This window comes from Halalkalibacter hemicellulosilyticusJCM 9152 (genome assembly GCF_000513115.1).
GTDB classification, from domain to species: Bacteria; Bacillota; Bacilli; order Bacillales; family Bacillaceae_D; genus Halalkalibacter; species Halalkalibacter hemicellulosilyticus.
On record NZ_BAUU01000010.1, the window covers coordinates 1 to 25,483 of the forward strand.

At 34.8% G+C, this 25,483-nt stretch carries 21 protein-coding genes and 2 pseudogenes; 17 read left to right on the top strand and 6 right to left on the bottom strand.

Going from position 1 to position 25,483, the window contains the following annotated elements; all coding sequences use genetic code 11:
- Positions 1 to 262: 262 nt before the first annotated feature.
- Positions 263 to 1,537, bottom strand: a complete 1,275-nt coding sequence (locus JCM9152_RS07290) for a hypothetical protein (RefSeq protein WP_003321462.1) — start codon at positions 1,535 to 1,537, stop codon at positions 263 to 265.
- A 650-nt stretch (positions 1,538 to 2,187) separates the two neighbouring features.
- Between JCM9152_RS07290 and JCM9152_RS07300 the strand changes: the two genes are divergently transcribed.
- The 4 genes and pseudogenes from JCM9152_RS07300 to xerS all read left to right on the top strand — a co-directional run bounded on the left by JCM9152_RS07300 (position 2,188) and on the right by xerS (position 7,368).
- Positions 2,188 to 2,700: a hypothetical protein gene (locus JCM9152_RS07300; RefSeq protein WP_012960957.1), complete on the top strand. Its 513-nt coding sequence runs from the start codon at positions 2,188 to 2,190 to the stop codon at positions 2,698 to 2,700.
- A gap of 223 nt (positions 2,701 to 2,923) precedes the next feature.
- Positions 2,924 to 3,868, top strand: a complete 945-nt coding sequence (gene cysK / locus JCM9152_RS07305) for a cysteine synthase A (protein ID WP_003321459.1) — start codon at positions 2,924 to 2,926, stop codon at positions 3,866 to 3,868.
- A gap of 621 nt (positions 3,869 to 4,489) precedes the next feature.
- A pseudogene (locus JCM9152_RS07310) lies at positions 4,490 to 5,577 on the top strand (PIN/TRAM domain-containing protein).
- A gap of 702 nt (positions 5,578 to 6,279) precedes the next feature.
- On the top strand, positions 6,280 to 7,368 hold the full coding sequence (gene xerS / locus JCM9152_RS07315; protein ID WP_003321457.1) for a tyrosine recombinase XerS: 1,089 nt from the start codon (positions 6,280 to 6,282) through the stop codon (positions 7,366 to 7,368).
- Positions 7,369 to 7,373: 5 nt separating this feature from the next.
- Here the strand turns inward: xerS and JCM9152_RS07320 are convergent, their stop codons facing one another.
- Positions 7,374 to 8,402, bottom strand: a complete 1,029-nt coding sequence (locus JCM9152_RS07320; RefSeq protein ID WP_034633958.1) for a tyrosine-type recombinase/integrase — start codon at positions 8,400 to 8,402, stop codon at positions 7,374 to 7,376.
- Between the two features lie 338 nt (positions 8,403 to 8,740).
- On the opposite strand from JCM9152_RS07320, the gene JCM9152_RS07325 reads away from it, so the two are divergent.
- The gene (locus JCM9152_RS07325) at positions 8,741 to 9,856 is read left to right on the top strand and encodes a HAMP domain-containing sensor histidine kinase (RefSeq protein ID WP_235715652.1); all 1,116 of its coding nucleotides are present in this window, start codon (positions 8,741 to 8,743) and stop codon (positions 9,854 to 9,856) included.
- A gap of 53 nt (positions 9,857 to 9,909) precedes the next feature.
- Positions 9,910 to 10,123, top strand: a pseudogene (locus JCM9152_RS23205) (ATP-binding protein).
- 202 nt (positions 10,124 to 10,325) lie between these two features.
- Here the strand turns inward: JCM9152_RS23205 and JCM9152_RS07330 are convergent.
- Complete coding sequence (locus JCM9152_RS07330; protein ID WP_035342709.1) at positions 10,326 to 11,102, bottom strand: YibE/F family protein; 777 nt, start codon at positions 11,100 to 11,102, stop codon at positions 10,326 to 10,328.
- A complete protein-coding gene (locus tag JCM9152_RS07335) occupies positions 11,099 to 12,226 on the bottom strand; it encodes a YibE/F family protein (RefSeq protein ID WP_035342711.1) in 1,128 nt (375 codons plus the stop codon). Before JCM9152_RS07335 ends, JCM9152_RS07330 begins: the two co-directional genes overlap by 4 nt.
- Before the next feature lie 191 nt (positions 12,227 to 12,417).
- On the opposite strand from JCM9152_RS07335, the gene JCM9152_RS07340 reads away from it, so the two are divergent.
- The gene (locus JCM9152_RS07340; RefSeq protein ID WP_052015706.1) at positions 12,418 to 13,227 is read left to right on the top strand and encodes an AAC(3) family N-acetyltransferase; all 810 of its coding nucleotides are present in this window, start codon (positions 12,418 to 12,420) and stop codon (positions 13,225 to 13,227) included.
- A gap of 173 nt (positions 13,228 to 13,400) precedes the next feature.
- Here the strand turns inward: JCM9152_RS07340 and JCM9152_RS07345 are convergent, their stop codons facing one another.
- Complete coding sequence (locus JCM9152_RS07345) at positions 13,401 to 13,835, bottom strand: Rrf2 family transcriptional regulator (RefSeq protein ID WP_035342713.1); 435 nt, start codon at positions 13,833 to 13,835, stop codon at positions 13,401 to 13,403.
- A gap of 202 nt (positions 13,836 to 14,037) precedes the next feature.
- Here JCM9152_RS07345 and JCM9152_RS07350 point away from each other — a divergent pair, with 202 nt between their 5' ends.
- On the top strand, positions 14,038 to 14,901 hold the full coding sequence (locus JCM9152_RS07350; protein WP_035342715.1) for an SDR family oxidoreductase: 864 nt from the start codon (positions 14,038 to 14,040) through the stop codon (positions 14,899 to 14,901).
- 88 nt (positions 14,902 to 14,989) lie between these two features.
- On the opposite strand, the gene JCM9152_RS07355 is transcribed toward JCM9152_RS07350, so the two are convergent.
- The gene (locus tag JCM9152_RS07355) at positions 14,990 to 15,835 is read right to left on the bottom strand and encodes a helix-turn-helix domain-containing protein (RefSeq protein ID WP_035342717.1); all 846 of its coding nucleotides are present in this window, start codon (positions 15,833 to 15,835) and stop codon (positions 14,990 to 14,992) included.
- Between the two features lie 140 nt (positions 15,836 to 15,975).
- Between JCM9152_RS07355 and JCM9152_RS23655 the strand changes: the two genes are divergently transcribed.
- From JCM9152_RS23655 to JCM9152_RS07395, 9 genes are all read left to right on the top strand, one after another.
- On the top strand, positions 15,976 to 16,518 hold the full coding sequence (locus tag JCM9152_RS23655; RefSeq protein WP_052015708.1) for an amidohydrolase family protein: 543 nt from the start codon (positions 15,976 to 15,978) through the stop codon (positions 16,516 to 16,518).
- Complete coding sequence (locus JCM9152_RS23660; RefSeq protein WP_052015711.1) at positions 16,515 to 16,808, top strand: amidohydrolase family protein; 294 nt, start codon at positions 16,515 to 16,517, stop codon at positions 16,806 to 16,808. The genes JCM9152_RS23655 and JCM9152_RS23660 overlap by 4 nt, the downstream gene beginning before the upstream one ends.
- Before the next feature lie 12 nt (positions 16,809 to 16,820).
- On the top strand, positions 16,821 to 17,777 hold the full coding sequence (locus JCM9152_RS07365) for an aldo/keto reductase (protein ID WP_035342719.1): 957 nt from the start codon (positions 16,821 to 16,823) through the stop codon (positions 17,775 to 17,777).
- 2 nt (positions 17,778 to 17,779) lie between these two features.
- Positions 17,780 to 18,793 carry a zinc-binding alcohol dehydrogenase family protein gene (locus JCM9152_RS07370; RefSeq protein ID WP_035342720.1) on the top strand — a complete coding sequence of 338 codons (1,014 nt, stop codon included), beginning with the start codon at positions 17,780 to 17,782 and terminating at the stop codon, positions 18,791 to 18,793.
- 123 nt (positions 18,794 to 18,916) lie between these two features.
- A complete protein-coding gene (locus JCM9152_RS07375) occupies positions 18,917 to 20,713 on the top strand; it encodes a PDC sensor domain-containing protein (RefSeq protein WP_035342722.1) in 1,797 nt (598 codons plus the stop codon).
- Between the two features lie 53 nt (positions 20,714 to 20,766).
- Positions 20,767 to 21,261, top strand: a complete 495-nt coding sequence (locus JCM9152_RS07380; RefSeq protein ID WP_035342724.1) for a helix-turn-helix domain-containing protein — start codon at positions 20,767 to 20,769, stop codon at positions 21,259 to 21,261.
- A 369-nt stretch (positions 21,262 to 21,630) separates the two neighbouring features.
- A complete protein-coding gene (locus JCM9152_RS07385; protein WP_052015730.1) occupies positions 21,631 to 22,539 on the top strand; it encodes an ABC transporter permease in 909 nt (302 codons plus the stop codon).
- A gap of 15 nt (positions 22,540 to 22,554) precedes the next feature.
- Entirely contained in the window at positions 22,555 to 23,451 is an 897-nt protein-coding gene (locus tag JCM9152_RS07390; protein WP_035342726.1) for a carbohydrate ABC transporter permease, read from the top strand.
- A gap of 121 nt (positions 23,452 to 23,572) precedes the next feature.
- Positions 23,573 to 25,204 (top strand): extracellular solute-binding protein, encoded by a 1,632-nt coding sequence (locus JCM9152_RS07395; protein WP_035342728.1) that lies wholly within the window; start codon positions 23,573 to 23,575, stop codon positions 25,202 to 25,204.
- Positions 25,205 to 25,483 lie beyond the last annotated feature (279 nt).

The following is a 25,483-nucleotide window of genomic DNA, read 5'->3' on the forward strand; positions in this document are numbered from 1 at the left end:
TGTAAATTAGAGACTAGCAAAAGTTTAAAAATAATTTTATTAAATTAGTTAGCGTGTTACACGTTGAAATATAATTATAATGTTTTTTTGTGGGAAAGTAATTTGTTGGTAATGAATAAGGATTTATAATCGATTCCTATATTCCATGTTTTATGAAAAAAATGAGCTTGTCTCTACAAATTCAATGTGATTGTAAAAACAAGCTCTTCATATATAGCCACACTACAATGTATAATTTCAGAATTAACTTACGGATACCTCATTAAGGTGAACTAAATTCAATATCATCGGGAATTTCAAACACCGCATCGGGAATGATTTCTCCTACATTATGAATGGAGACTTGTAATTCTCCACTAGAAAATGGAATTTTGTGTTCTCCTGCTCCGTACTGTTCTGCCCATCCCCCTGTTTCTATGGCAACTTCTAAAATTCCAATATCTTCTGGTCTCACATTCTCTATTTTAGACCAAACAAGCTCCATGTCAGCATCTAGTTCTTCCATATATAAAGTCTGATCGTCGTAACGGTATATCTGGTTCAGAATCTTCTCCCCTGATATTTCGGTCATTTGGCGAAAGTATGGTGCACTGTCAAGATTTTTTGCCCAAATGTAAATATTCTGGTTTTCTTCATGGATAACCATTTCAAAATTTTGTGCATAATTTTCTACGTCCTGTGTTAACTCTGGTGGTTCTTTTATCGTTCGATTGTCAAAATACGCAATCGTTCCCGTCATTAGCACCAAAGGCATTGCAAACATTATGGCTATACCAATTACTGCAGCTATCTGGATAATACCATTCTTTTGTTTGCGTCCTCTCCGATGGAGTACAGTCTTAGTAAAGGCGCACGCCTGAAGTAAAACGACAAAAATAGCCATCCCAAGAAAAACATATAAGAACCAAATTGGAGGATACGCCCGCCAGTTAGGAGGCGAATATTGAAAGAAATAAAAAAGATACAATACACCGCGAATCATAACAATATAGAAAATAACATGTACTAATGTGGTGTGAAGCCACTTCCACGCAGATGCTCCGAGTAACTTTACTGCTCCGTCAAAAGAAGTAACGACAAGTAAGATGATCATAGGAGCTATTATAAGTCCCATCATGTTCATTATGCCAACTTCTGGTCTAAAGAGAATATATCCACCTACGTCTTCCATATATTCAAATCCAAATAATCTTGCCACATCCCAGCGCGCCCAACGGTCCCATATAGCGTAACCATGTCCGAAAGATAACACAGCAAACCATATACCCAATTCACGCCTCCAAGAATACAATCGTTTAATAGGGGGCCATAGTGTGGCAGCTGGTGAAATGATCAGGGTAAGGAAAAGAAGAACAAATGCCGCATGTGCCCATGCCCTCCAAAATGGATGATCAGCTCCCCAATCTGGGAATAAAGCAGGAACAACCCCCCATGCTGAATAAGATAGATAAAACAAATAAACCAATATAGCGGAAAATACCGCTACGCCTAGATGTCGAATAAAAATTAACCTTCTGCTTTCTATTCCATATATCATAATACATCTCCTATACTTTTTGAGGCTATAAAAGTCTGACAAATCAGCTATACACATATTTTGAAAACGCAATTTTTGTAAGGATCTTAAATATCAAGATGCGGATATTAGCTAGTATTCGTTCTTGTTTGCTTTATATCTTTTTAGCTATTCCTCTCCCTAAGGTAGTCATCACAAAAATCTAAGTTTCCTTGATTTCGCCTCTAGATTTTATATTCTAACCACATATTATAAATAAATTTTGTAGAAAGTTTGTAGAACGACACGTTTGTGTCTCCTTGATGAAAAATTATTAAGTGTTTTGTTAGTGGAATTGGAAAAAGGATATAACATATGAAAGAGAAGAATTCGATAAACCATCTGTTCTTTGATAGCTAAAAAGAGAAAATCTATTCATCGAATGTTCATAAAAAATTGTTATACTTAACTGTAGATTATAATTTGGAGGTTACCTAAATGAAAAAGTTTTCATCAGACACTAAAATTGATAAGGATATGGAAAATTCCGGCTCTGATTCTAACCATAGAACACCAACCTGGGTTAAGGTAATAGGAATCATTGTGATCCTCATAGCTGTACTAGTTATCATAATGATCTTCACAGGCGATCATGGACCAGGTCGCCATTTAGCGTCCGGAGGTAGTTATTAATGATTATGGTACCATGGTTTCGCAAATTAACACTCACGATACATATTACATCTACAGTTGGCTGGTTGGGAGCGGTATTTGGATACATAGCTCTCGTAATAGCTGCATTGACAACGCAAGATGTTCAAACGGGGCGAGTTGCGTGGAGTGCTATGGAGATTATTGGATGGTATGTCATTGTCCCATTAGCACTCGTTTCTTTTCTAACTGGGCTTGTCATGTCACTCGGGACCGCCTGGGGCTTATTTAGGCATTATTGGATTCTCTTTAAACTTCTTCTTACCATAGTTGCAACTGTTGTTTTGCTTTTAAATATGCCGACAGTTAGTTATCTAGCGAATATCACCCATCAGACTGGTGCTTTTAACTTTGATGGTCTGTGGGGCCAACTTCTTCATGCTGGGGGTGGATTAGTGGTGTTGTTTTTAACTATTATCTTGTCAGTATATAAGCCACAAGGAATGACGCGATATGGGAAAAGTAGGCAAAGTAAATTACGTAAAAACTATTAACAGTAAATGTCAGCTTATTTAGAGTACCTTATTTAGACATAAACTAACCGAAGAAAGTTTCCGGATTAGTAGGGATAACACAGATACAATTGAAGGTGTTTGATTAAGTTTTGTTTTTTCATAAAGAGTTTATTATTTTTTATATCTTTCATAGTTTCAACACATTTTAATCCTATGATAAATATGAACAATTAAAATATTAATTCTAAGGAGGAGTTTCATAGTGGATTTAAATCGTCCGAAGATAGCTAAAAACATCACAGAGTTAATCGGTAGAACACCCTTAGTTAGACTCAACGAAATTAGTGACAGCACATGTACTGAAGTTTTAGCAAAGCTGGAGTACTTTAATCCATTGTCTAGTGTCAAGGACCGGATCGGATTTGCGATGATAAGTGTTGCCGAAGAACAAGGTTTCATTAATAAAGAGACAGTCATAATTGAGCCAACCAGTGGGAATACGGGAATTGCACTAGCATATGTATGTGCAGCCAAAGGTTATCAGTGTACCCTCGTTATGCCTGAAACGATGAGTATTGAACGTCGTAATATTCTTAAAGCCCTAGGGGCAGAGTTAGTTTTAACAGAGGGAGCAAAAGGAATGAAAGGTGCAATTGAAAAAGCTAACGAACTAGTTGAAAGTACACCAAATGCGTATATGCCACAACAGTTTGATAATCCGGCTAATCCAGAAATCCATAGAAAAACCACGGCCGAAGAAATTTGGGCTGATACTGAAGGAGAGGTTGATATCCTAATTAGCGGGATTGGTACCGGTGGGACGATCACTGGTGTCTCAGAAGTACTAAAAAAACGAAAATCATCTTTCCTTTCTGTAGCCGTTGAACCACTTGCATCTCCTGTCTTATCTGGAGGAAATCCGGGGCCTCATAAAATACAAGGAATAGGTGCTGGTTTTGTTCCAAAGGTGTTAAATGTTGATAGCTATGATGAAGTTATTCAGATTAGTAATGAGGAGGCTTTTGAAGCTGCGCGTAAGCTTGCGAGGGAAGAAGGTATCTTAGTTGGAATTTCCTCCGGTGCAGCTCTTCATGCAGCTTCTGTACTAGGTAAACGCCCTGAAAACAAGGGCAAAACTATGGTTGTTATTTTACCTGATACGGGAGAAAGATATTTATCTACTGCATTATTTCAGGAAAAAGAGTAAAATTCATTACGAATATATACGTTCAAGTCGACTCTGGTTCCAAAAAGGACTAGGGTTGTCTTTTTTATAATTCATATCGTGTTATTTATCATAATGGTTTTTATAAGAAACAATGAGTATTATTGCTAAAAATGAAGAACACGATTTAACCACAAGAAAATAATAAAAAGGATTTTAAAAGATGAGTTAATGAAATCAGCAATTTAACAGAAACACTATATTAAAAAGAAAATAAGTATTCCCTAATAAATTTAAATTCACGTTTTCTTCAAATTTATTGTCTACAATTAAGATAAAGACCAATTCGTACAAAGCAGTAATAATAATCTGAAATGCAAAATACCGACCTTTTTATTTGTTTAATCTCTGAACTAGTGATAGGAATGATAGGATTTTCCTAAATTTCCTGAAGTCCAATAAAAATGGTAAATTAATATATAAAAGTTTGCCGGAAATGTTAGAACTCCTTTATTTCTCTATTTAGCAAATCAACTCGACAAATTATTGTGTGCCCTAATTGTCATTATAAGTAGTTCAATAGATAGTGGAGTCCAGAAATCAGCTAACAGTTGAAAGTTGAAAGTTGAAAACTCCTCAAAAAGAAAAAGCAGGAGGTAAATAGTGTTAAACCGTCTTGTGCATTTATTATTTATATTTATTGGAGGAACGTTAGGTTATTTATTCATTCCAGAAATTAGTAATGTTTTAAGAGAAATACCTTTATGGTTGATAAATCCTTATGTAGGTACAGCTTTTGGAGTAATTATTTTCTATTATACGACATTTGGGCTGACTCATTATATTGTCAATTTATTGAAGCTAATGGAGGAATCCATAATTAAAGCACCAGTAACGGATGTGATATTTGGTACGATGGGATTGATTCTCGGACTTATCGTTGCGTATTTAATTGGAATTCCTATTAGTGCCATTCAAATTCCTGTTGTAAGTACAATTTCACCAATTTTTGTAACGATTTTTATTGGCTACTTAGGTTATCAGATTGGATTTAAGAAACGTCATGAGTTAAATAATTTATTTTCTATAACAAGACACTTCAGTAAAGACAAGAAGAAAGCGGAAGAAGGAGCACATAAGAAAAACAGAATAGAAATGAAAATTCTCGATACGAGCGTGATTATTGACGGTAGAATTGCAGATATTTGTGAGGCGGGTTTTATAGAAGGGACATTAGTTATTCCAGATTTTGTGTTAGGAGAACTACAACATATTGCAGACTCGTCTGATAAATTAAAACGAATTCGTGGTCAGCGCGGTTTAGATATTCTTAATAAAATACGAAACAATTTACATGCTAATGTTGAAATTGAAATCTATGAAGGCAAATTTCCAGATATACAAGAGGTGGATAGTAAGCTAGTAAAGTTAGCAAAAGTTTTACCAGGTGTCGTCATTACAAATGATTTTAATTTAAATAAAGTATGCGAACTCCAAGGTATTAAGGTTCTGAACATTAATGATTTGGCAAATGCAATGAAACCTATTGTCCTACCCGGTGAAAAACTTAAGGTACAAATTATAAAGCACGGAAAAGAATATCATCAAGGTATTGCCTATCTTAATGATGGGACAATGATCGTAGTTGATGATGGCCAAGAACATATAGGCAGAATGTAATTGTTGTTGTTTCGAAGGCATTACAAACAAGTACAGGGCGATTGATTTTTGCAAAGCCTATTTGCAGTTAAATTAAACAGGTCCAAACAGGTGCAAACACCTATTTTCAACTCAGTCATTTTGTAGATATGAAATAAAGACGTAATGTTTTAAAAAAAGTTCTAGCGCTTATAAAATACTTCTAGTGGTTTACTAGTGCAATGGTAGAATAATGACCATCCTTTGAGGATATCTCATAGGCTTTTAGATTGTGAAATGTTACACTTAAATTAAATGAGCAGGACAGTGGTGCGTGTTTCTACCATAAATGGAGAATGATCGCATTACTCTGAGATACAAAAGCTTATATACAAACATAAAAATAAACATTGAAAAAGCTTAAAGTCTGAATGAATATAAATGTAAAAGGATATAAAAATCTGTACAAGATATCAAGTATCAAATGCTAACGAAAAATGTACATACGTTTTTTGTCTCTAAATTAAAACAAATAACGTATGTACATTGTAATTCTAAGACATAAAATTTTGTACTAGTAGAACAGTTTATGGAGGGAGAAGGAACCGTTTTGATTGGTAATTACAATTAAAGATTTTGGTACATAAATTCATGTCTTTACTGTACGTACTTTTTGGCTTTGAACATATAACAACAAATCTAAATTCTATATGTAGCTATCACCTTCAATTTATTACGTAAAATGTTGTTTTTACGTAATGAAATTTAAAGGATTTAAAACTTATTTATAGAATTACTTAAAATGAGGTGATTATATGGCAATAAATTCACAGCAACAAAATCATTATATAAAAATGCAGCAGTTACTTAAGGATTTGCCATGGTACGTAGGAGAGTTTATTGATCACAGGAGAAGAAAACTTTCTTCGAGTTCTCTGATGAATTACTGTCATGATTTTAAGATCTTCTTTAATTGGATTATATCTGAATCTATTTATCAAGGTAATATCAAAGAGGTCCCATTAGAAGTAATGGAGAAATTAACTGTACAACAAATGGAAAGTTTTCTAGGCTTCTTAGAATATGTATTGGAAAACAAAGAAATTACAGTCAACCGTAAACTTTCAGCCTTAAAATCATTATTCAATTATCTACAAAATATAGCTGAAACGCCTGATTTAAAGCCATATATTAGCAGGAATGTTATGGCCAAAATAGATTTTAATGTAATGAAAGACAGCATAGAAACTACTGCAAATAAAATGGAAGGGAAAATACTCATGGGAGATGAATATGAAGCCTTTAGGCAGTTCATCTCCCACGATTACGGTCAAATAAATAAAAACAACAAAAAAATATTTAACTTTCATATTTTAAATAAGGAACGAGATACAGCCATCATATCATTAATTCTAGGTTCAGGCCTTAGACTATCCGAAGTTGTAAACCTAGATTTGGCTGACATCGATTTTAACAAATTTACAGCACGCGCAATTCGTAAAGGGAACAAAGAGCAATTCGTTTATTTTAGTAAATTAGCGATGGACGATTTACAGGAATACCTAACAGTAAGAACCGAACGGTATAAAGTCGAGAAAGGTGTAAAAGCGCTTTTTGTATCTGCTCCAATGGGACCAAAGGGAACATCTCGAAGGTTAAGTGCCAGAGCCATTGAAAAAATGGTTGAAAAGTATGCACTTGCATATGGTAAACCTTCTCTTTCAGTTCATAAACTGCGACATTCTTTTGCAACAAGATACCATAGGGAAATAAATGATGTACCTAAACTAAGAAGGCAACTTGGTCATTCTTCTATTCAAACAACTATGATATATACACACATTAAGAATGATGATTTGAAAAATGCTGTTGATAATATGGATATACCTAAGACTGAAATTTAATTATGTTATAAATTGTCCTCGAAACTATTATAGAACCATTTCAAATTTGTAGATTTTTGAGCTAGTTGATCATTAACATATCTTAAATCATTTGTTCTTTTATACAAATTAATCGCGAAAGAATACCTTAGTCTTTGTGCAGTAAGTCCAACCATTCCAAAAGCTTCAGCATACTTGTCGATTATATTTTGAACTGCTCTAACACTAAGTGACTTCGCACTTTGAGAATACCTGGTTATGAATACATCAACTACATTTTCATTGGGATTATAACGCACCTTTCGAACCTTAAGATAGTTTTCTAAATCTACCTTTGCTTGTTCAGGTAAGACGGCAGTGCTTCGAGTGCAGTCATTAGTAATTATTTTATTTTTTTCTAAATCTAAATTCTCTAATTGCAGATTAGTGAGCTCCTTTACACGTAATCCACTTTCCAATAGTAAAGATATAATGGCAATATCGCGTTCTTTATTACGCTGATATAAAAGCAACTGTCTATTGTTCTTAATCATTAATTCATAATCTTTCACTATAAAAGTCCTGAATTTGTTATATTCTTCTTCAGTAAGAAATAGTGAGTCATCGAGCTTTTTAATACTATTGATATTTTCATTTTTAACTTTGGTTATTCTAATGTGAGAGACAGCATTGTAATTCAGATAAGGTTCACCATCATCAAACTCTGCTTTATAAGCTAGATAATTAAAAAGTGAACTCAATGCAGATAGCTTGCGTGAAACTGCAGAATCGCTCAGACCAGATTTATTATTTCTAGGATTGAAGATATTTGTCTCTAAGTATTTTTTAAATTGCACTATATCACGAGCCTTAAGATTTTGGAGATCTTTAAGAGAAACTTCCGAAATTAAACAGTTATTTAGCTTTGAATTCGATAGCCAATTAAAAAATGTTAGAAGATCAATAATATAACCTTCTTTGGTTTGTGTTACTAGATTACTGTTATCAAAATATTCTTTTACAAACCAAGGAAAACTATTTAATGTTTTATCTTTATTTTCTGAGCTAAGGGCCATGGTAATCAACCAACCTTTTTATTTAGTAAGACCTTTACACTAATATTAAATAAAATAGCTGATTGAATAAATAAAAAAGATTTACCAATTACTATTCTTAAAAAGGACACACGAGAATGCATATGAGTTTGCGTCATCGCTTTCGGTATGTATATAACTTTGATTCCCAACAGATAGAGAATAATGATGCTATTTAAGTGAAATTTCTCTTATGTATATAACTTCGGTTCCCATATGTATATGACTTTGCTTCAACGTACAGCCGGGCTTGACAACACTGTCGTGGAGACTGTGTGGGGGATTGGTTATAAAGTTCCTCAAATAGAGGGATTAAGTATATGAAATTGTCGACTAAAGTGAGCTTACTTGTTCTTTTGTCTATTGTATTAATCATAGTCATTATGAGTTTTTCTTTTTACACTGTTTCGAAATCATTTTACAAAACCCAACTCCAGGAGGAAGTTGAGCATAGACTTGCTGCACACCGCGAAGTAGTAGAATTGCATACGATGCCAGAAACGCTTGAACATGTGATGATTATGGAAAAAAGAAACCAAGATAATATATTTATTATTTTTGATGCAAATTTTAATGTTCAAAATAGTACCCAACAAGTTTCAAAGGAAATGATTGATCGATATAAAAGTTGGATTGTTAGTCTTTCTAAACGCTCGCATGAAAAAACAGAATTTGTTAACACCATGACCGAACATATTCCCCATATTTGGTCATACGAACCGTTCAAGATCAACGAAGAGTCGGCAGGGTATCTATTTATTGACCAAGATACTGGTAGCTTTGAAGAAGCTAGGTTAACTCTTTTAGGTATTACAATGTCAATGGGGTTGATTACACTTTTATTTTCGGGTATGTTAACAATTTTTTTATCAAAAAAGATTACGCTGCCAGTTACGAACGCACGGGATTTGACAAAGCAAATAGCAAAAGGGAACTTTGATGTCCAACTTTCTAGTAAGGGAAATGACGAAATAGCCGATTTATTAAGACATATTTCTACTATGGCAAGACAACTTAAAGAGTATAGAGATACAAGACAACAATTTCTAACCAACATCTCTCATGACATCCGAACACCATTAACATATATTAAAGGCTATGCTGCATTGTTAAGAGATCAGAAGGTTGAAGAAGGCCTTGTTCATGAGCAGGCGACAATTATTCATCAAGAAGCTGCACGAATGGAAAATTTAGTAAATGATATGTTTCAATTAATGAAGTTAGAGGAAGGGAAAATTTTGTTGAATATTCAGGAAATCGATATTGTTGATTTCATACAAGAAGTTAAAAAGAAAGTAACATTAGCTACTGAGGATAAGAAAATAGACATACTCTTTTCATACGCCTACCCCACTCTTCTTGCTAACATTGATCCAGATCAGTTTGAAAGAGCCTTACTTAACCTTTTGAATAATAGTATTAGACACACAACCTAAATGGGAAAATACAAGTTAGATTAGAGAAGAGAAACAAAGAAATAGTAATTGAAATTGAAGACGATGGCGAAGGAATTCCAGCTAAGGATCTTCTATATATGGGACCGTTTTTATCGAGTTGACAAATCGCGTTCCACGAAATACGGTGGTAGCGGATTAGGGTTAGCCATTACTAAGCAAATTATTGAACGACATGGTGGAACAATACAAATCAAAAGTATGGTTAGTGTAGGAACGGTATTCACTATTAAGTTAAACAATTCTTGATATATTGTTATCAAAAATGGATGGTATAATATGAAATCGTTTAGTATCAATGTTTGGAAGCTTTATGTTTTAGGTTAGGTAGTTCTTGATGTTTTCATTAAAATGTGAGCCAGTCTACTTAAAGTAAAGAGCTAACCATAAAAGGCTTAAAGATCGAGTTACTCTAAGCCTTTTAATGGCGTTTTTAACCTAAGCATAAACGCTAATCAATTGTTTCGTTATTCTTGTCCGCTTTCACTAAGAAATAAGCAGTAATCCAAGAGGTAATCGGAATAACGAGTGTTACGCCAATGCCAGCACAAAGAATGGTAATCATCTCAGCACTAAATATTTTAGAATTGACAATCTCGCCTAGTGAATAGGATAAATCTTTAAACCAAATAAGCAATGCTAAGTACCCTCCAAAGAAGGCAAAAAATAACGTATTCGTACTTGTTCCGAGAATATCTCTCCCAATATTTAATCCGGATGAGAATAAGTCTTTTCGACTAATAGATGGATTATGGTAATGGATCTCACGCATTGGAGAGGAAATAGAGATCGCTGTATCAATGATTGCCCCAATTGTGCTCATAATAATGACAGCAGCTCCAACTTTAACAAAATCGATTCCAATATGAAGGGAAAACATACTAAGCTCTTCAATTTCTTCTCCTCCAAACCCTTGAATCATCGCTTTATTTGTTACAATGAAAATGAAAAACAGTAATAGAACGGTAGTAAAAACACTCGAAATGAAAGCTGTTTTTGTTTTAATGTTCCAGCCATTAATATAAAATAAATTAATACAACTTATCACTGTACATGCCATTAATGTTAAGATAATGAGATTGACATTTGGGTCGTTCATAATAAAGATAAACACGATAAGGACGCCAAAATTGAAGAAGATAGCTAAAAAAGATCTTACCCCTTTTCCACCACCAATGAAGGCCATTAATAGAAAGAGAATCGCTGATAGTACGAACAAAGTATTCATGCTCCTGCCCTCTTTCTCTGAATGAAAAATATCGTCGTATAAATAGCAATCGGGATGGTTAACACGATTCCAATACCACCAGCTAAAGCCCGGGCCAATTCCAAGGAAAGGTTCATGGAAAGGGTAAACCCTAGTGGAGAATGATTTTTTAAATACAAAATAAGCATTGGGATGGAACCACTAATATAGACAAAAAATAAAATATTTGTCATCGTTCCCATAATGTCTTTTCCAATTTCCATTCCTGAAGTTTTTAGTACTTTTACTGAAATGTTATTATTCTTTTCGTATAATCCAAATATAGAAGAGGACATCGTTATCGCTACGTCCATAACAGCTCCAAGAGAACCGAGGAACAATCCTGCCATAAATACCATTTGATAAGGTCGAGTTATAAATTGCATCCCCTCATACCTAAGTCCATTTTCTGCCGTTACTTGAATAATAACATACGTAATAAGCAGCGAGATGAAAGTAGCAAAAAGGGTAGCTACAATCGCTGAAAATGTTTTTTCATTAAACCCGTTAACGAGTAAGAGAGAAATAACAGTAAATACAATAATACTGAATGCGCATATAAGTACAAGACTTATGTCTGAATGATTGATATATATATCTAAGGCAAAAGATAACAAGAGCGCATTTATGGCTAAACTTAAAATAGAAAATAGTCCTTGTTTCTTTCCAATAATGATTAAAGTGAAGATGAAAATCCAGGCAACTACTACTAAATATGTATCACGTTTAACATCTTTTATCATCCCTGTTAATGCTGTGTTTTCTTCTTCCATTGTAGTCATCGATACAAAAACGTGTTGCCCTACTTTATATTCGTGATCATAAGCTTTAGATAAGGAATATTCATTAGTTAGAGAGATGAGCTTTCCTTTGTCTTCACCATTTTTTAATATTGCGTTTATTTCCTGTGTGTATATACGATCTTCATTTCCGTACATATCAATAATTTCAGTTGTCTCTTGTAACTCTGTTTCGATAACTTCGGCAATGGGTTGGTCATATAAAGAATAATTGTTGTTAACAAAGACGATGGAAGCCAGAAAAGATAAGGATAATATGATAACTAGTAAGAAATGTTTGGTCGTTATTTTTTTTATGACATTCAAATCAAAACCTCCAATTATTCGATGGAATGATTTCTTAAGAACAAGCCTTTTTATAATACCATCAAATGTATTTTAGTTAAAAGAGAACAAAAATTCTTAAATTAGATATCTGTTCCAATTTCTTTGTGGTCATTTTTTAGAATAAGGTTTCAATGAAGGTAGATATCTTTTTTTTAGGGGGAGAATGAATCATGTATAATGCGATTACTGACACATTACATAAATTAGGGCTTTCAAATAAACCTGTATGTCTTCATTCATCATTACGATCATTTGGTTGGGTAGAAGGAGGAGCAAAAGCGATCATTAAAGGTTTTCTAGATCTGGGCTGTACAATACTAGTTCCCACATTTTCATATGACTTTTCCGTTGTTCCACCTGAAAATCTAAGGCCAGCTCGTAATGGATGTGGTGATTATAGTTGGTGTATGAATGAAGAGTCAAATGATAAAATATATACATGTGAAACGAATCAAGTCGATACAGATATGGGTGCCATCCCAAAATCGATCCTTACTATGAAGGGTCGTAAACGTGGAAATCATCCACTTAACTCTTTTGCAAGTATCGGACCTCTTGCGAAAGAGTTAATATCTGAGCAATCTCCAACAAATGTTTATGGACCATTAAAGAAACTGGTTGAGTTAAATGGTAGTGTTATACTCATGGGAGTAGGCTTAGAAAGACTAACTTTACTTCATCTCGCAGAAGAAATGGCTGGAAGACAGTTGTTTCGTCGATGGGCAAAAGATACGAATGGTTCAACAATATTGGTTGAAGTCGGGGGATGTTCAGAGGGATTCCATAAATTAGACCAATTGGTTTCTGGCATGACAAAAAATGTAACAGTTGATAAAAGTTTTTGGCGTATTTTCAATACAAAGTCAATTCTCGACGTGACACAATTAGCAATTAAAGAGAATCCGCTTATAACTCATTGCGGTAATTTTGATTGTGAACGGTGTAATGATGCGGTACAAGGCGGACCAATATTACTATAATGGTACTTCTATAATAGTCATCGATTGTAAGGAATACTTTCTTAACTGAGAAATGATACACGGAATTTTCCGCTTATAGACAAGTCGCACTTTCCTAACTAAAAAACCTATCGACTATCGCACTTTTGCGCGGCTTTGTCGATAGGCTGAAGACATTCCTATGAGCTGACTTTTTAACAGCTATTCTCTTGAGTAACAACATCCTGCATAACATCTTCTAACGTAAGACTTTTCAAAACCTTTTCCATTGCCAGTTGGGCTGTTATGAATAATTGTTCAACTGTATTCTGGATATTCCTGCCTACAGGGCAATTTGGATTAGAATTTTCATGTATGCTGAATAACTCATTCTCCTGTACAACATTCACAGCTTTATAAACGTCAAACAGTGTAATATCTGATCGTTCTTTGGCTAGTTTAGCCCCTGGAATCCCTGGCTGTACCTCTATTAAACCAGCTTTTTTTAACATTCCCATTAGTTTTCTTATTACAGCAGGGTTCGTGTTAACACTGGAAGCTATAAATTCAGAAGTTGTTACTCCTTTTTTATTAAATTCAATTAGAGTCAATATATGAATTCCGACAGAGAATCGGCTACTGATGGACATGAGTAGTCACCACCCTTTTTATAACTATTTCATTATTTAATCATTTCTCATCTGTAATTAAAATGGTTACAAGTTTATTATAACAAATTACGAACAAAATACTAATTAGCATGTAGCTGTTGACAAATGGACTACAAGTAACTAAAATGATTACATGTAATTAAAGTGGTTACAATAAGATCCAAAAGGGAGGAAATAGGCAATGAAAATATTAGTTACAGGAGCAACGGGGAAATTAGGTTCAAAGGTGGTAGATTCATTATTGAAGTCTATACCGGCAAGTGATTTAGCAGTGAGTGTGCGAAAACCAGAGAAAGCAGAAGGGCTTCGTAGCCGTGGTGTGGAAGTTCGTCAAGGTGATTTTGATCATCCTGAATCATTAGATCATGCTTTTTCAGGGGTAGATCGGTTATTAATTATTTCTGCTGATGGTGACAATGACACTAGGGTTCTTCAACATACTCATGCAGTTGAAGCGGCTGAACGTGCAGGGGTGAAATTTATTGCTTACACAAGTTTAGCAAATGCACAGGAAAGTAAAAATGTAATGGCTCCTCCTCATGTTGCTGCAGAAGACGCCATTATTAAGACTGGTATCCCATATTCGTTCTTGCGTAACAATTGGTATTTAGAAAACGAAATCGGAAGCATTCAAGGGGCTATCGCGGGATCTCCATGGGTAACTTCTGCTGGGTTAGGGAAAGTAGGTTGGGCATTGCAACAAGATTACGCAGATGCAGCAGCAGCTGTCCTTATTGGAAACGGTCATGAAAATACAGTGTATGAACTTTCTGGTCCTCTATTAACACAAGAAGAATTGGCATTAGCTCTTGGTCATGTATTAGGTAAAGAAATACCTGTACAACAAGTAGGAGATGAAGAATATGCACAGATCATGAAAGGATTAGGTTTACCTGATTTTGTGATTCCGATTGTAGTAGGAATTCAAGGAAGCATTCGGAACGGTTCATTAGAAGTTGAAAGCACTGATTTTGAGAAAGTACTCGGTCGTCCAGTTACGCCGATTAACGAAGCACTAGCCCGACTTCTTCATGCAATTTCATAACCTTGATAAATGAAATGAACACTACCTTTAGTAGTACAGCCCCCGTTCATGGCTTGTACTACTATTTTTTATAGTAGAAATGAAGTAATCAAAGGCTTGTTCTTTTACGAAAAGAATTTGGTGTGGTGCCAGTATATTTATTAAAGGTACGAAAAAAGTACGGCATACTTTGAAACCCTGCTTTTTTAGCAATAGTTTCTACAGTATCATGGCTCTCTCTTAATTCCTTCTTAACATAAGAAATTCGTTTAGTGATAATAAACTCCTTTACATTTACCCCCATTTGCCTTTTGAATTCCCTGCTATAATGAGGTGGCGAAACAGATGCTTGCTTTGCCAAGAATGTTAGTGACAGCGAAGATTGAAAATGAGACGAAATATGGTTGATACTTTCGTTTAGCCAAGGGACTGGAGAAGTGTCAACGTGACCTTTAGTAGGTATCGTGTGACGATAGATAGATAGTAACAACATATGAAGTAAAAGTGTAATCGCCATTTTGTAGTCAATCTTCTTTAGCGTCATTTCTTCTTTTATTTGATGAAGAATATGCTCAAACGTTAGCGCCTGTTCAGGTGAAATCGTGTATATGAAATCGACTTGATTATTCAACATATTTAAACATGTAGGTTTGTCTATACATTGAGGATACTCAAGTAAGTGAGGGTCGAAATAAATAATCGTTGACGTAATAAGCTCAGTAGCATCTGGATTACTAAAATGTACGGTGTTTTGTGGAATGATGACAAAATCTCCGGACATGACTTTAAAAGAACGATTATGAATGTAGAATTCGCCCTTTCCCTTATGTATATATATTAATTCATGCCAATCATGGAGGTGTGATGGAAGTTCTTGTTCAGGCTTCTTCGTATCTTGATCGATTAAAATGAATGGAAAGTTCACGTCCGATGGTATCTTTTTTCTTACGATCATCAATCTCACCTTTGTAGTAGGAATAAATGAATTATAGCATAGAGGTTAAATAAAGGTATAGATATATCATATTACGCAATTAATAAAACTTATTTTAACTGTTATGATAAAAAAAATGAGTGATTGGGGGCCCTTCATAGATGAGGATCGATGCACATCAGCATTATTGGAAAATGAGTCGAAATGACTATGGGTGGATAAAGCCAGATAATAAACGGATGTATCGCGATTATAGTCCAGCCGATTTACTTCCACATTTAAAGAATCACAAAATAAATAAAACCATTTTGGTACAGGCTGCACCAACTGTTGATGAAACGATGTTTCTATTAGAGCTAAGTCAAACAGAAGATACGATAGCTGCCGTTGTTGGTTGGCTAGATTTGGCTGAAGCTAATTATACAAAACAATTAGAAATTTACAAGAGTTATCAAAAATTTGCGGGTATCCGAGTGATGATTCAAGACATGGATGATGAAACGATTATTTTGAGTCCGCCTTATGTAAAGGCTTTTAAATATTTCGAAGCCATTCAATTACCTGTAGATTTATTAGTGACGCATGATCAGTTAGATACTTTGAATCAATTAATGGAAATAGTACCTACCCTAAGGGGCGTGATAGATCATCTAGGGAAGCTAATATTTCTAATAGATCGTTTGAAAATTGGTTCACTAACGTGAAAGCGTTATCAAATTACTCTAATCTTTATTGTAAAACCTCTGGCTTAATAACGGAAGCTTCAACAGATTGGCGTTGGAACGATTTTCACCCTTATTTAACTGCTGCTCTAAAGCTTTTTAGTATTAATCGGTTAATGTATGGAAGTGATTGGCCTGTTTGTCTTATGGCAGGTACATATAAAGATACAATTGATATTATAATAAAAAATTTGGCGAATCAATTAAATAGTCAAGAATTGCAAAAGCTCTTTGGTGAGAATGCTAGTGAATTTTATCAATTAGTAAAGTAGGTGTAGAAGACGATGGAATATAGGAGTTTAGGAAATACAGGTTTGTCCGTATCTTCACTTAGTTTTGGGGCATCATCGTTAGGTTCTGTGTTTCGAGAAGTGAGTGAAAAAGAAGGTATAAAAACGGTGAAAACAGCTGTAGACCATGGAATTAATTATATTGATGTTTCCCCTTATTATGGCCTAACTAAAGCAGAAGCGACATTAGGTAAAGCAATGTTGGAGCTAAACAGATACGAGATTGTTTTGTCCTCTAAAGCGGGTAGGTATGGCAAAGAAGATTTTGATTTTTCCTATAAAAGGATTATTCGCAGCGCAGAAGAAAGTTTAGAACGACTTCATACCGATTACTTAGATCTATTATTTTTGCATGATATTGAATTTGGTGATTATGCACAGGTGATTGAGGAAGGTATTCCAGCGATGCAACAGCTTAAAAAGGAAGGAAAGATTAGATTTTACGGAGTGTCTGCCTTACCTTTACCTGTTTTCACAAAAATAATAGAAGATGTTTCTTTAGATTTGATTCTCTCTTACTGTCACTATTCGTTAAATGATACTTCACTCTTAGAATTAGTACCGTTATTGGAGAAGAAAGGTATTGGATTAGTAAATGCATCCCCTTTATCTATGGGTTTATTGCATAATGGACCGATAGCTGATTGGCATCCTGCTGATCGAGAAATCATTGAGTTATGTAAAGAAACAGCTGCTTATTGTAAAGAACAAGGAGAAGATATAGCAAAGCTCGCTATTCAATTTTCAACTTCTAATCGTCATATTCCTACGACATTAATAAGTACGGCAAGTGAAACGAATATAGTAAAAAATATTAATTGGCTCAAGGAACCTATGAATAAGGAGTTAATAGAAGAAGTACACAAAAGACTCGCCCCAATACAAAACCGTACTTGGCCAAGCGGCAAAAAAGAATACCATCAAGCTATTTCTAGCATAGGAGGTGTATAAATTTGAAGCAAATTAGGTGTGAGAAGCCAGGACAATTGATAATGGTAGACACTGAAAAACCAGCTATAAAACCTGGTCACGCATTAATAAGAATTAAGCGCATTGGGATTTGTGGAACAGATATTCATGCGTATAGTGGAGTACAACCATTTTTTCGTTATCCAAGAGTTTTAGGACATGAGCTTTCAGGTGTGATCGAAGAAATCGGAATAAATGAAAATGATTGGAATGTTCATGATAAAGTGGCGATTATTCCTTATCACTATTGCGGGGATTGTAAGGCATGTAAACGAGGAAAAACAAATTGCTGTCAAGCTCTTAAGGTGACAGGTGTTCATATTGATGGTGGGATGCAAGAGTATATGACTGTTCCTATTTCTCACCTTGTAAAGGTGAATGACTTGTCATACGATGAAGCAGCTTTAATGGAACCATTAGCTATTGGTGCTCATGCTGTTAGAAGAAGCGGAATGAATAAAAGCGATACAATAGCTGTTGTAGGTGCAGGGCCGATTGGATTAGGTATTATGCTTTTTGCAAAAGAATTAGGTGCAACCGTTATTAGTGTAGATATGAATACAAATCGTCTTCAATTTTGCAAAGAATGGCTTAGGATTGAAGATACGGTAGATGCTCATTTAGATCCTATTCTTCAGGTTGAAAAAATAACAGCTGGTCATATGGCAGACATCGTTTTTGATGCTACTGGTAATAAACATTCAATGGAACAATCATTTGAATATAGTTCTTTTGGAGGGAAAGTTGTTTATGTTGGTTTAATTGAGGATAACATTCAATTTTACGATCCAGATTTTCACAAAAGAGAAACGACTTTAATGGGGAGCCGAAATGCAACGAGGGAAGACTTTGAACATGTCTATAAAGTGTTAAGAACAAGAAAGTATAATATGCAAAAGTATATTACTCATAGGTTTTTATTTGAAAATATGATTCAAGATTTTCCAGAAAGTTTAAAGGCAGATTCTACTATGATAAAAGCTTTGGTTGAAGTTTAGGGTATGAATGAGATAAATGGACAGAATGGGCACACAAGCTGAAAAAGTGAATGTGGATTTTTAGTAGGGAAGTGGATTTAATCGGATAATGAAAGCGTTTTCTCTTGTTTAGGAGGGGATTTCTTGTCTTTAAACAATCGATTATCTAAGACATTTAGAAGATACTTTATATCATATATGGTCATTTTATTATTTCCACTGATTACGGGTGTAATATCCTATCAAGTTTCGGTAAATGTTGCTAAAGAAAGTTCGATTGAGTCGAGTGAGTTGATTTTAAACAAAAGCAAGGAAATTTTGGAAAGTAGGATAATGGAGATAGACAGATTTACAAGGCAGCTTGCTCTTAATAATTTTAATCGACATCTATTGGCAAAGAAGGATTCGTATCAGCTTGATGTGTATAGTTTACTAGAAACTTCGCGTTATATTTCCACTTATGCACATTCTAATGATTTTTTGGATGATTTTTATTTATATTTCAAAAATTATGATGCTGTACTTAAGGGTGGTTCCGTTTACTTTAGAGCGGACCATTTTTATGAGCTGTATCATTATGATCACCTTTCTTATGATGAATGGAAAAAGACGATTTTGGAAGCGAACCATCAAGGAGAAATCATTCCACTTCGTTCATATTCAAGTAATAAAAGAAATCTATCGGTTATTACCTATGTTCAATCACTTCCTTTTAATACATTTTCCGAATCATTAGGTACAGCAGTTGTCACCATTGATCATCAGCAAATTGGTGTACTACTCGAAGGCTTAACGAAGCAGTATGGAGGGTGGGCTTTTATTGCTGATAAAGAAGGCAACCCTCTCACTATGATGGGGATTGGTGAAGACGGAATAGGGGATATTATTAGCAAGCTAGAAAGCGATATCAATTCAACCTTTGAGCTAGAAGATAATGAGGAGATGCTCATATCAATTGAGTCAGGCTTTAATGGTTGGAATTACGTTGCGGGAATTCCTAAAGAGGGATTAATGAAAAAAGCGAAAATGATTAAGCAAATAACGTGGGCTGTAACAGGTAGCACGTTATTTATAGGGGTTTTTATTTGCTTGCTACTTGCACACAAAGAAAGTACACCTATTAATAATCTCTTACATGTAGTAAAAGAGCAATTTGGTTCAGACCCTTCTAACCATAAAAGCGAATTTGATTTTTTACATGGAAATATTTCTAAGCTGATAGTAAATAATAAAACGCTAGAGAAGGAATTGTCTAGTCAAAATGAATTATTAAAAGACACCTTTATAAAGAGTTTATTGAATGGAGAAGTATATTCTCCAAAGGGAATAGCCAATCGAGCAGAACAATTACAGATTTTTTTTAGAGGAGAGGTAGGCATTGTAGGAATACTACAAATAAATGGTTATGGTGATATGGAAAATAGAGAAATTCACAATGAATTAAGTACATCGCGGTTTATACTAAAGCGTACACTTAGAAAACTAGAACCATCTATTCTTATGACTGACTTAAATTCAGACAAAGTTGCTTTTATTCTTACGGTTGATACTGAAAAAGAAGAGGTTATTAATAATGAAGCTACTCGTCTTATTGAGTCCCTCTCTTCATCGGTTGTAGAGTCATACCGTATAGCTGTTTCGGCTTTTATTGGGAACTCATTTAAGGGTTACCAGCAAATCAATCGATCTTATTATGAAGCAAGAGAAGCGTTCGATTTGGTCTCCACTAAAATTAATGAAAGAAAAATGATCTGGTATAAAGATATTGCTAGGGAGACAAACATCTTTTATTATCCAATTGATCTTGAGCTTCGCTTAATTAATTTGCTAAATGCGGGAGAAGCAAGTGATGCGAAAGACATATTAAAGCAAACCTTTCATGAAAATTTATGTGAAAAAGAGCTTTCCCCACAAATCGTAGGCAGTTACTCGAAGAAATAAAATCGACATTTATAAAAGCATTTCATTCAACTGTCTATAAGGGGACAGAAGAGTTGAAAATATTGATAAATAAAGTGTTACAAATTCAATTGAAGTTGGGCGTTACACAAGTTTGGGAAGAATTTGAATTTGTGATCAACGAATATTGCGGCTTAATAAACAATAGAAAGAAAGAAATGGATGATCAGGCTGTAAAAATGATTATTGAGTTTTTGGAAGAAAACTATGGTGATCCTGACCTATGTTTGTATCGGATCTCTGAAGAAGTAGGTTTACCCGAGAAATTTGTTTCTCAGCTTTTTAAGCAAAAGTTAGGTCAATATCTTTCAGATTATATTGAAACGTTACGTATGAACAAAGCTTCTGAGTTGCTTAGTACAACGAACAAAACCATTGAAGAGATATCGTTAGAGGTTGGTTATAATTCGTCCCATTCTTTTAGAAGAGCATTTAAAAGGGTTATACATGTAACACCGAAAGCTTATAGACAAGCTTATCAGGTAGATTCTTGGGAGAATAACATATTAGAACTAGAGAAACGTTCATAAAACAGCTAAATGAAAAGCATGGAAAGAAAACATTTGAGCTCTAATGGTGGAGGGGTGTGTCCTCACCGTTAGAGCTTTGATGTATGGACTTTTTTTATTATTTAAATGAAGAGATTGAAGCTTACTGTACCTTTACATATCAATTGTACCTTATGATTTTTCCCTTGTGGTATCAGGCTGTGCAAAGAAATTTCCTTAACTGTCCCTTTTGATTTTAATTGTACCTATTTAAAATGTTGAAGGTCGTGGTACATTCAACTCAACATTTTATTGTTAGCGTTTACAAAATTGATTGGGGTGGTTCATTTGAAAGTGGAGGTAGACAATCCTTCTACAATTTCGGTAAAGGAACTTGGAGCCAAGCAAACGATGTGGAGAAAAGCTAAAAAATCCTTTAATAGGCATTGGCAATTTTATTTATTAATTATTCCTCCGGTTTTATATTTTATCATCTTTAAATATATACCGATGGTTAATTCAATTATTGCTTTTAAAGACTATAATGTTGTCCAAGGGATATGGGGAAGTGACTGGGTAGGGTTGAAACACTTCCAATTGTTTTTTCATAACCCTCAATTTTGGGATCTGATAAGGAATACGTTTGTGCTAAGTGTGTACTCACTTGCAGTCGGTTTTCCTATTCCGATTATTTTAGCATTAGCATTAAATGAAATCAAAAATGGCTTCTTTAAAAAGACGATTCAAATGGTCACGTATGCACCTTATTTTATTTCAACCGTTATTATTGTTTCAATGCTAACATTAATGTTTTCTCCTAGACTTGGAATAGTCAATAAAATTTTAGGATACTTTGGGCTCGAATCAATTAATTTTCTAGGTAGGCCAGATCTTTTTAGAGATATTTATGTATGGTCTGATGTATGGCAGCTAGCTGGGTACTCAGCCATCATTTATTTAGCTGCACTCTCAAGTGTTGATCCGTCTCATTATGAAGCCGCTAAAGTTGATGGAGCGACACGGCTTCAAAAAATCATCTATATTGATTTGCCTAGTATTGTACCTGTTGCGACGATTATTCTTATTTTAAGTGTTGGTAATATAATGGCAATCGGATTTGAAAAAGTATTTTTACTACAAAATCCTCTTAATCTGCAAACATCTGAGGTTATTGCAACCTATGTTTATAAAGTAGGTTTATTAAATGCAAACTTTAGCTTTGCAACAGCCGTTGGTTTGTTTAATTCAGTTATTAATCTCATTTTACTCGTAAGTGTTAACGCTTTCGCACGGAAATTTTCTAATAGTAGTTTATGGTAATAGGGGGATTGAACAATGGTTGAAGCAAAAAGCAAAATCAAAGAATCATTTGTGGATCGGGTATTTCTTACGTTTGTGTACGTTTTTCTCATATTGGTGTTGATCACTGTATTATATCCACTCATTTATATTGTTAGTGCATCTTTAAGTAGTCCAGACGCTGTTTCATCTGGAAGAGTATGGTTATACCCAGTTGAATTATCATTTAAGGGTTATGAAGTTATTTTTAACAATCCTCAAGTTGTAACAGGGTATTTGAATTCACTGTTTTATACCGTTTTTGGGACGGTTATTAGTGTGACATTGACTGTTTTGATTGCGTATCCGTTATCTCGAAAAACATTTTTTGGAAGAAGCTTTCTGATGATTTTTATCGTATTCACGATGCTTTTTTATGGAGGGTTAATTCCTACATACCTTGTTGTGCAGTCATTAGGAATGATTGATACGAGGTGGGCTCTGTTAATTCCAAATGCTATTGCTGTTTGGCAAGTGATTATTGCGCGAACATTTTTCCAAACGTCTATACCAGATGAATTGGTGGAGGCTAGTGAAATAGATGGATGTAGTGATATCCGTTTCTTATGGTCAGTCGTCTTGCCGTTAGCTAAGCCTATTATTGCTGTTCTCGTTCTGATGTATGCAGTAGGGCAGTGGAATGCTTACTTCGATGCTTTAATTTACTTGAAAAGTCCAGATCTTCATCCACTTCAATTAGTGCTTCGAAATATTATTATTTTGAATACAGGATCTGCTGGAATGGATGCTTCTGAGATGTTAGAAAGACAGCAGTTAGCTGATTTGATGAAATATTCTTTAATCGTTGCTGCAAGTTTGCCTGTTATGCTCATTTATCCATTTGTTCAGCGTCATTTTGTCAAAGGGATGATGATTGGTTCAGTAAAAGGCTAATAGCAGCTTGGCTAAATGAGATAGTGGAAGGAGTGATGCTAAAACGTATATGAGATTTCTTATAAATACATGTAGTAGATTTTTAATGGTTCACGATTTAAATGAAAAGGGGATGAATTCAATGAAAAGGACAATGGCGCTTATTTTATCGCTCGTAATGGTTATGAGTATCGTTCTAGTTGGCTGTAGTTCAAATGAGACAGATGGGACACAAGAGGAAAATGGAGATGAACCGGTTCATATTAAAGTTTTTGCCCCACAAAATGCGGAAACAGATTTAGCAACTAATTCTTTTACGAAATTAGTAGAAGAGAAATTTAACATTGAGTTTGATTGGCAAGTAACGACATATGATGGGACTTCAGCAAGTGAGGTAAGGAATATAGCACTTTCTAGTGGTGATTATCCTGATCTTTTTCTTCTTATTCCTTGGGTAGATCAATTTTCGCAGACCGACTTACTTCGTTACGGTAGGCAAGGGGTCGTTCTTCCCTTAAATGAATTAATTGAACAACATGCTCCAAATATTAAACAAGTCATCGACGATCATCCATATTATGAGTCGATGATAACGGCACCAGACGGGAATATTTATGGATTGCCTCATTTGAACGAGTGTTTCCATTGCTCATATGGCAATAAATTTTGGATTAATACAGAGTGGCTTGAAACGTTAGATCTTGAAGTGCCGACAACACCAGAAGAGCTTAGAGATGTATTAACAGCGTTTAAGACACAAGATCCTAATGGAAATGGTATTGCAGATGAGGTCCCGTTAAGTGGGTCACCTAGCCTAATTGAATCCTCGATCATTCCGTATTTAATGAATGGCTTTATTTATGATGACTCAAGAACGCGGTTGCTGTTGAATGGAGACAGCGTGGAATTTGCAGCCAATAAAGAAGAGTGGAGGGAAGGGTTGGCTTATATCCATTCTTTATATGAAGAAGGGTTAATAGACCAAGGGGCATTCTCTCAAAATATTGAAGCGCATCAACAGTTAGGTAATAATTCGGAAGCTCAAATATTAGGAGCGTCTACAGCGATGCATCCAGGTATGTTTGTGACAAATGAGGAATATTCTAAGCACTATGATGCCATTGCTCCACTAAAAGGACCAAATTCTGAATATGCTACGTATAATTTCCCAAGTACGCCGGGTGGAGCATTTGTGTTAACAAATAATGCAAGTGATGAAGTTCAGGTTGCTGCTATTAAGTTAGTTGACTATATGTTTTCAGAGGAAGGGAGAATTCGTAGTTTTTATGGTGAAAAAGAGTTAAGTTGGAGAGAACCTGTTGAAGGGGAAGTAGCGATTGAGGAAAATGTAGAACCTATTGTAGCGCAAATTCCACTCGAAGATGATGAAAATCCACGAAATGATCGCTGGGAGTCGTTATCACAGTATTATCATTCAAGGGAATTTAGGGATGGACTTGTCCAAGCAACAGATATTTATACAGGAGAAGGATATGAGCGAAGATTACAGGAGGCCACACATTTATATGAAGGAAAAGAACCTTCTGAAGTATTTCCACATTGGGCCGTATGGATTGACCCTGATGTTGCTGATGAACTTGCGATGATTCAAACGAATATTCAGGATTATGTAGAACAGAATTCCATACAATTTATTACTGGATCAAAGGATCTAGAGACAGAATGGGAATCCTATGTTCAAGGCTTTGAACAGCTTAATCTAAACCGGTATCTTGAAGTCATGCAGGAAGCCTATGATAACTCTCAATTATAAAAAGTTTAACGCCGGTTCTACCGGCGATTTTTGTCATTGACATGTAATTAATTGGAGGGGAGGAAGATATGATGAACACGTATTACGCTATAAACAATATGAGGATGATCTATTAATTGAGTGTGCGAAAGGTCTAATCACTTTTTCTCCTTATACAGATTCAATCATTCGTATCCGTTATTAACGATAATCATAACCCTGTATCTGTGCAGAAAAAAATAATATATAACGGAAATGAAATATCTGTTAAGCTTTACATGGAAACTAGTAATCTGAAAA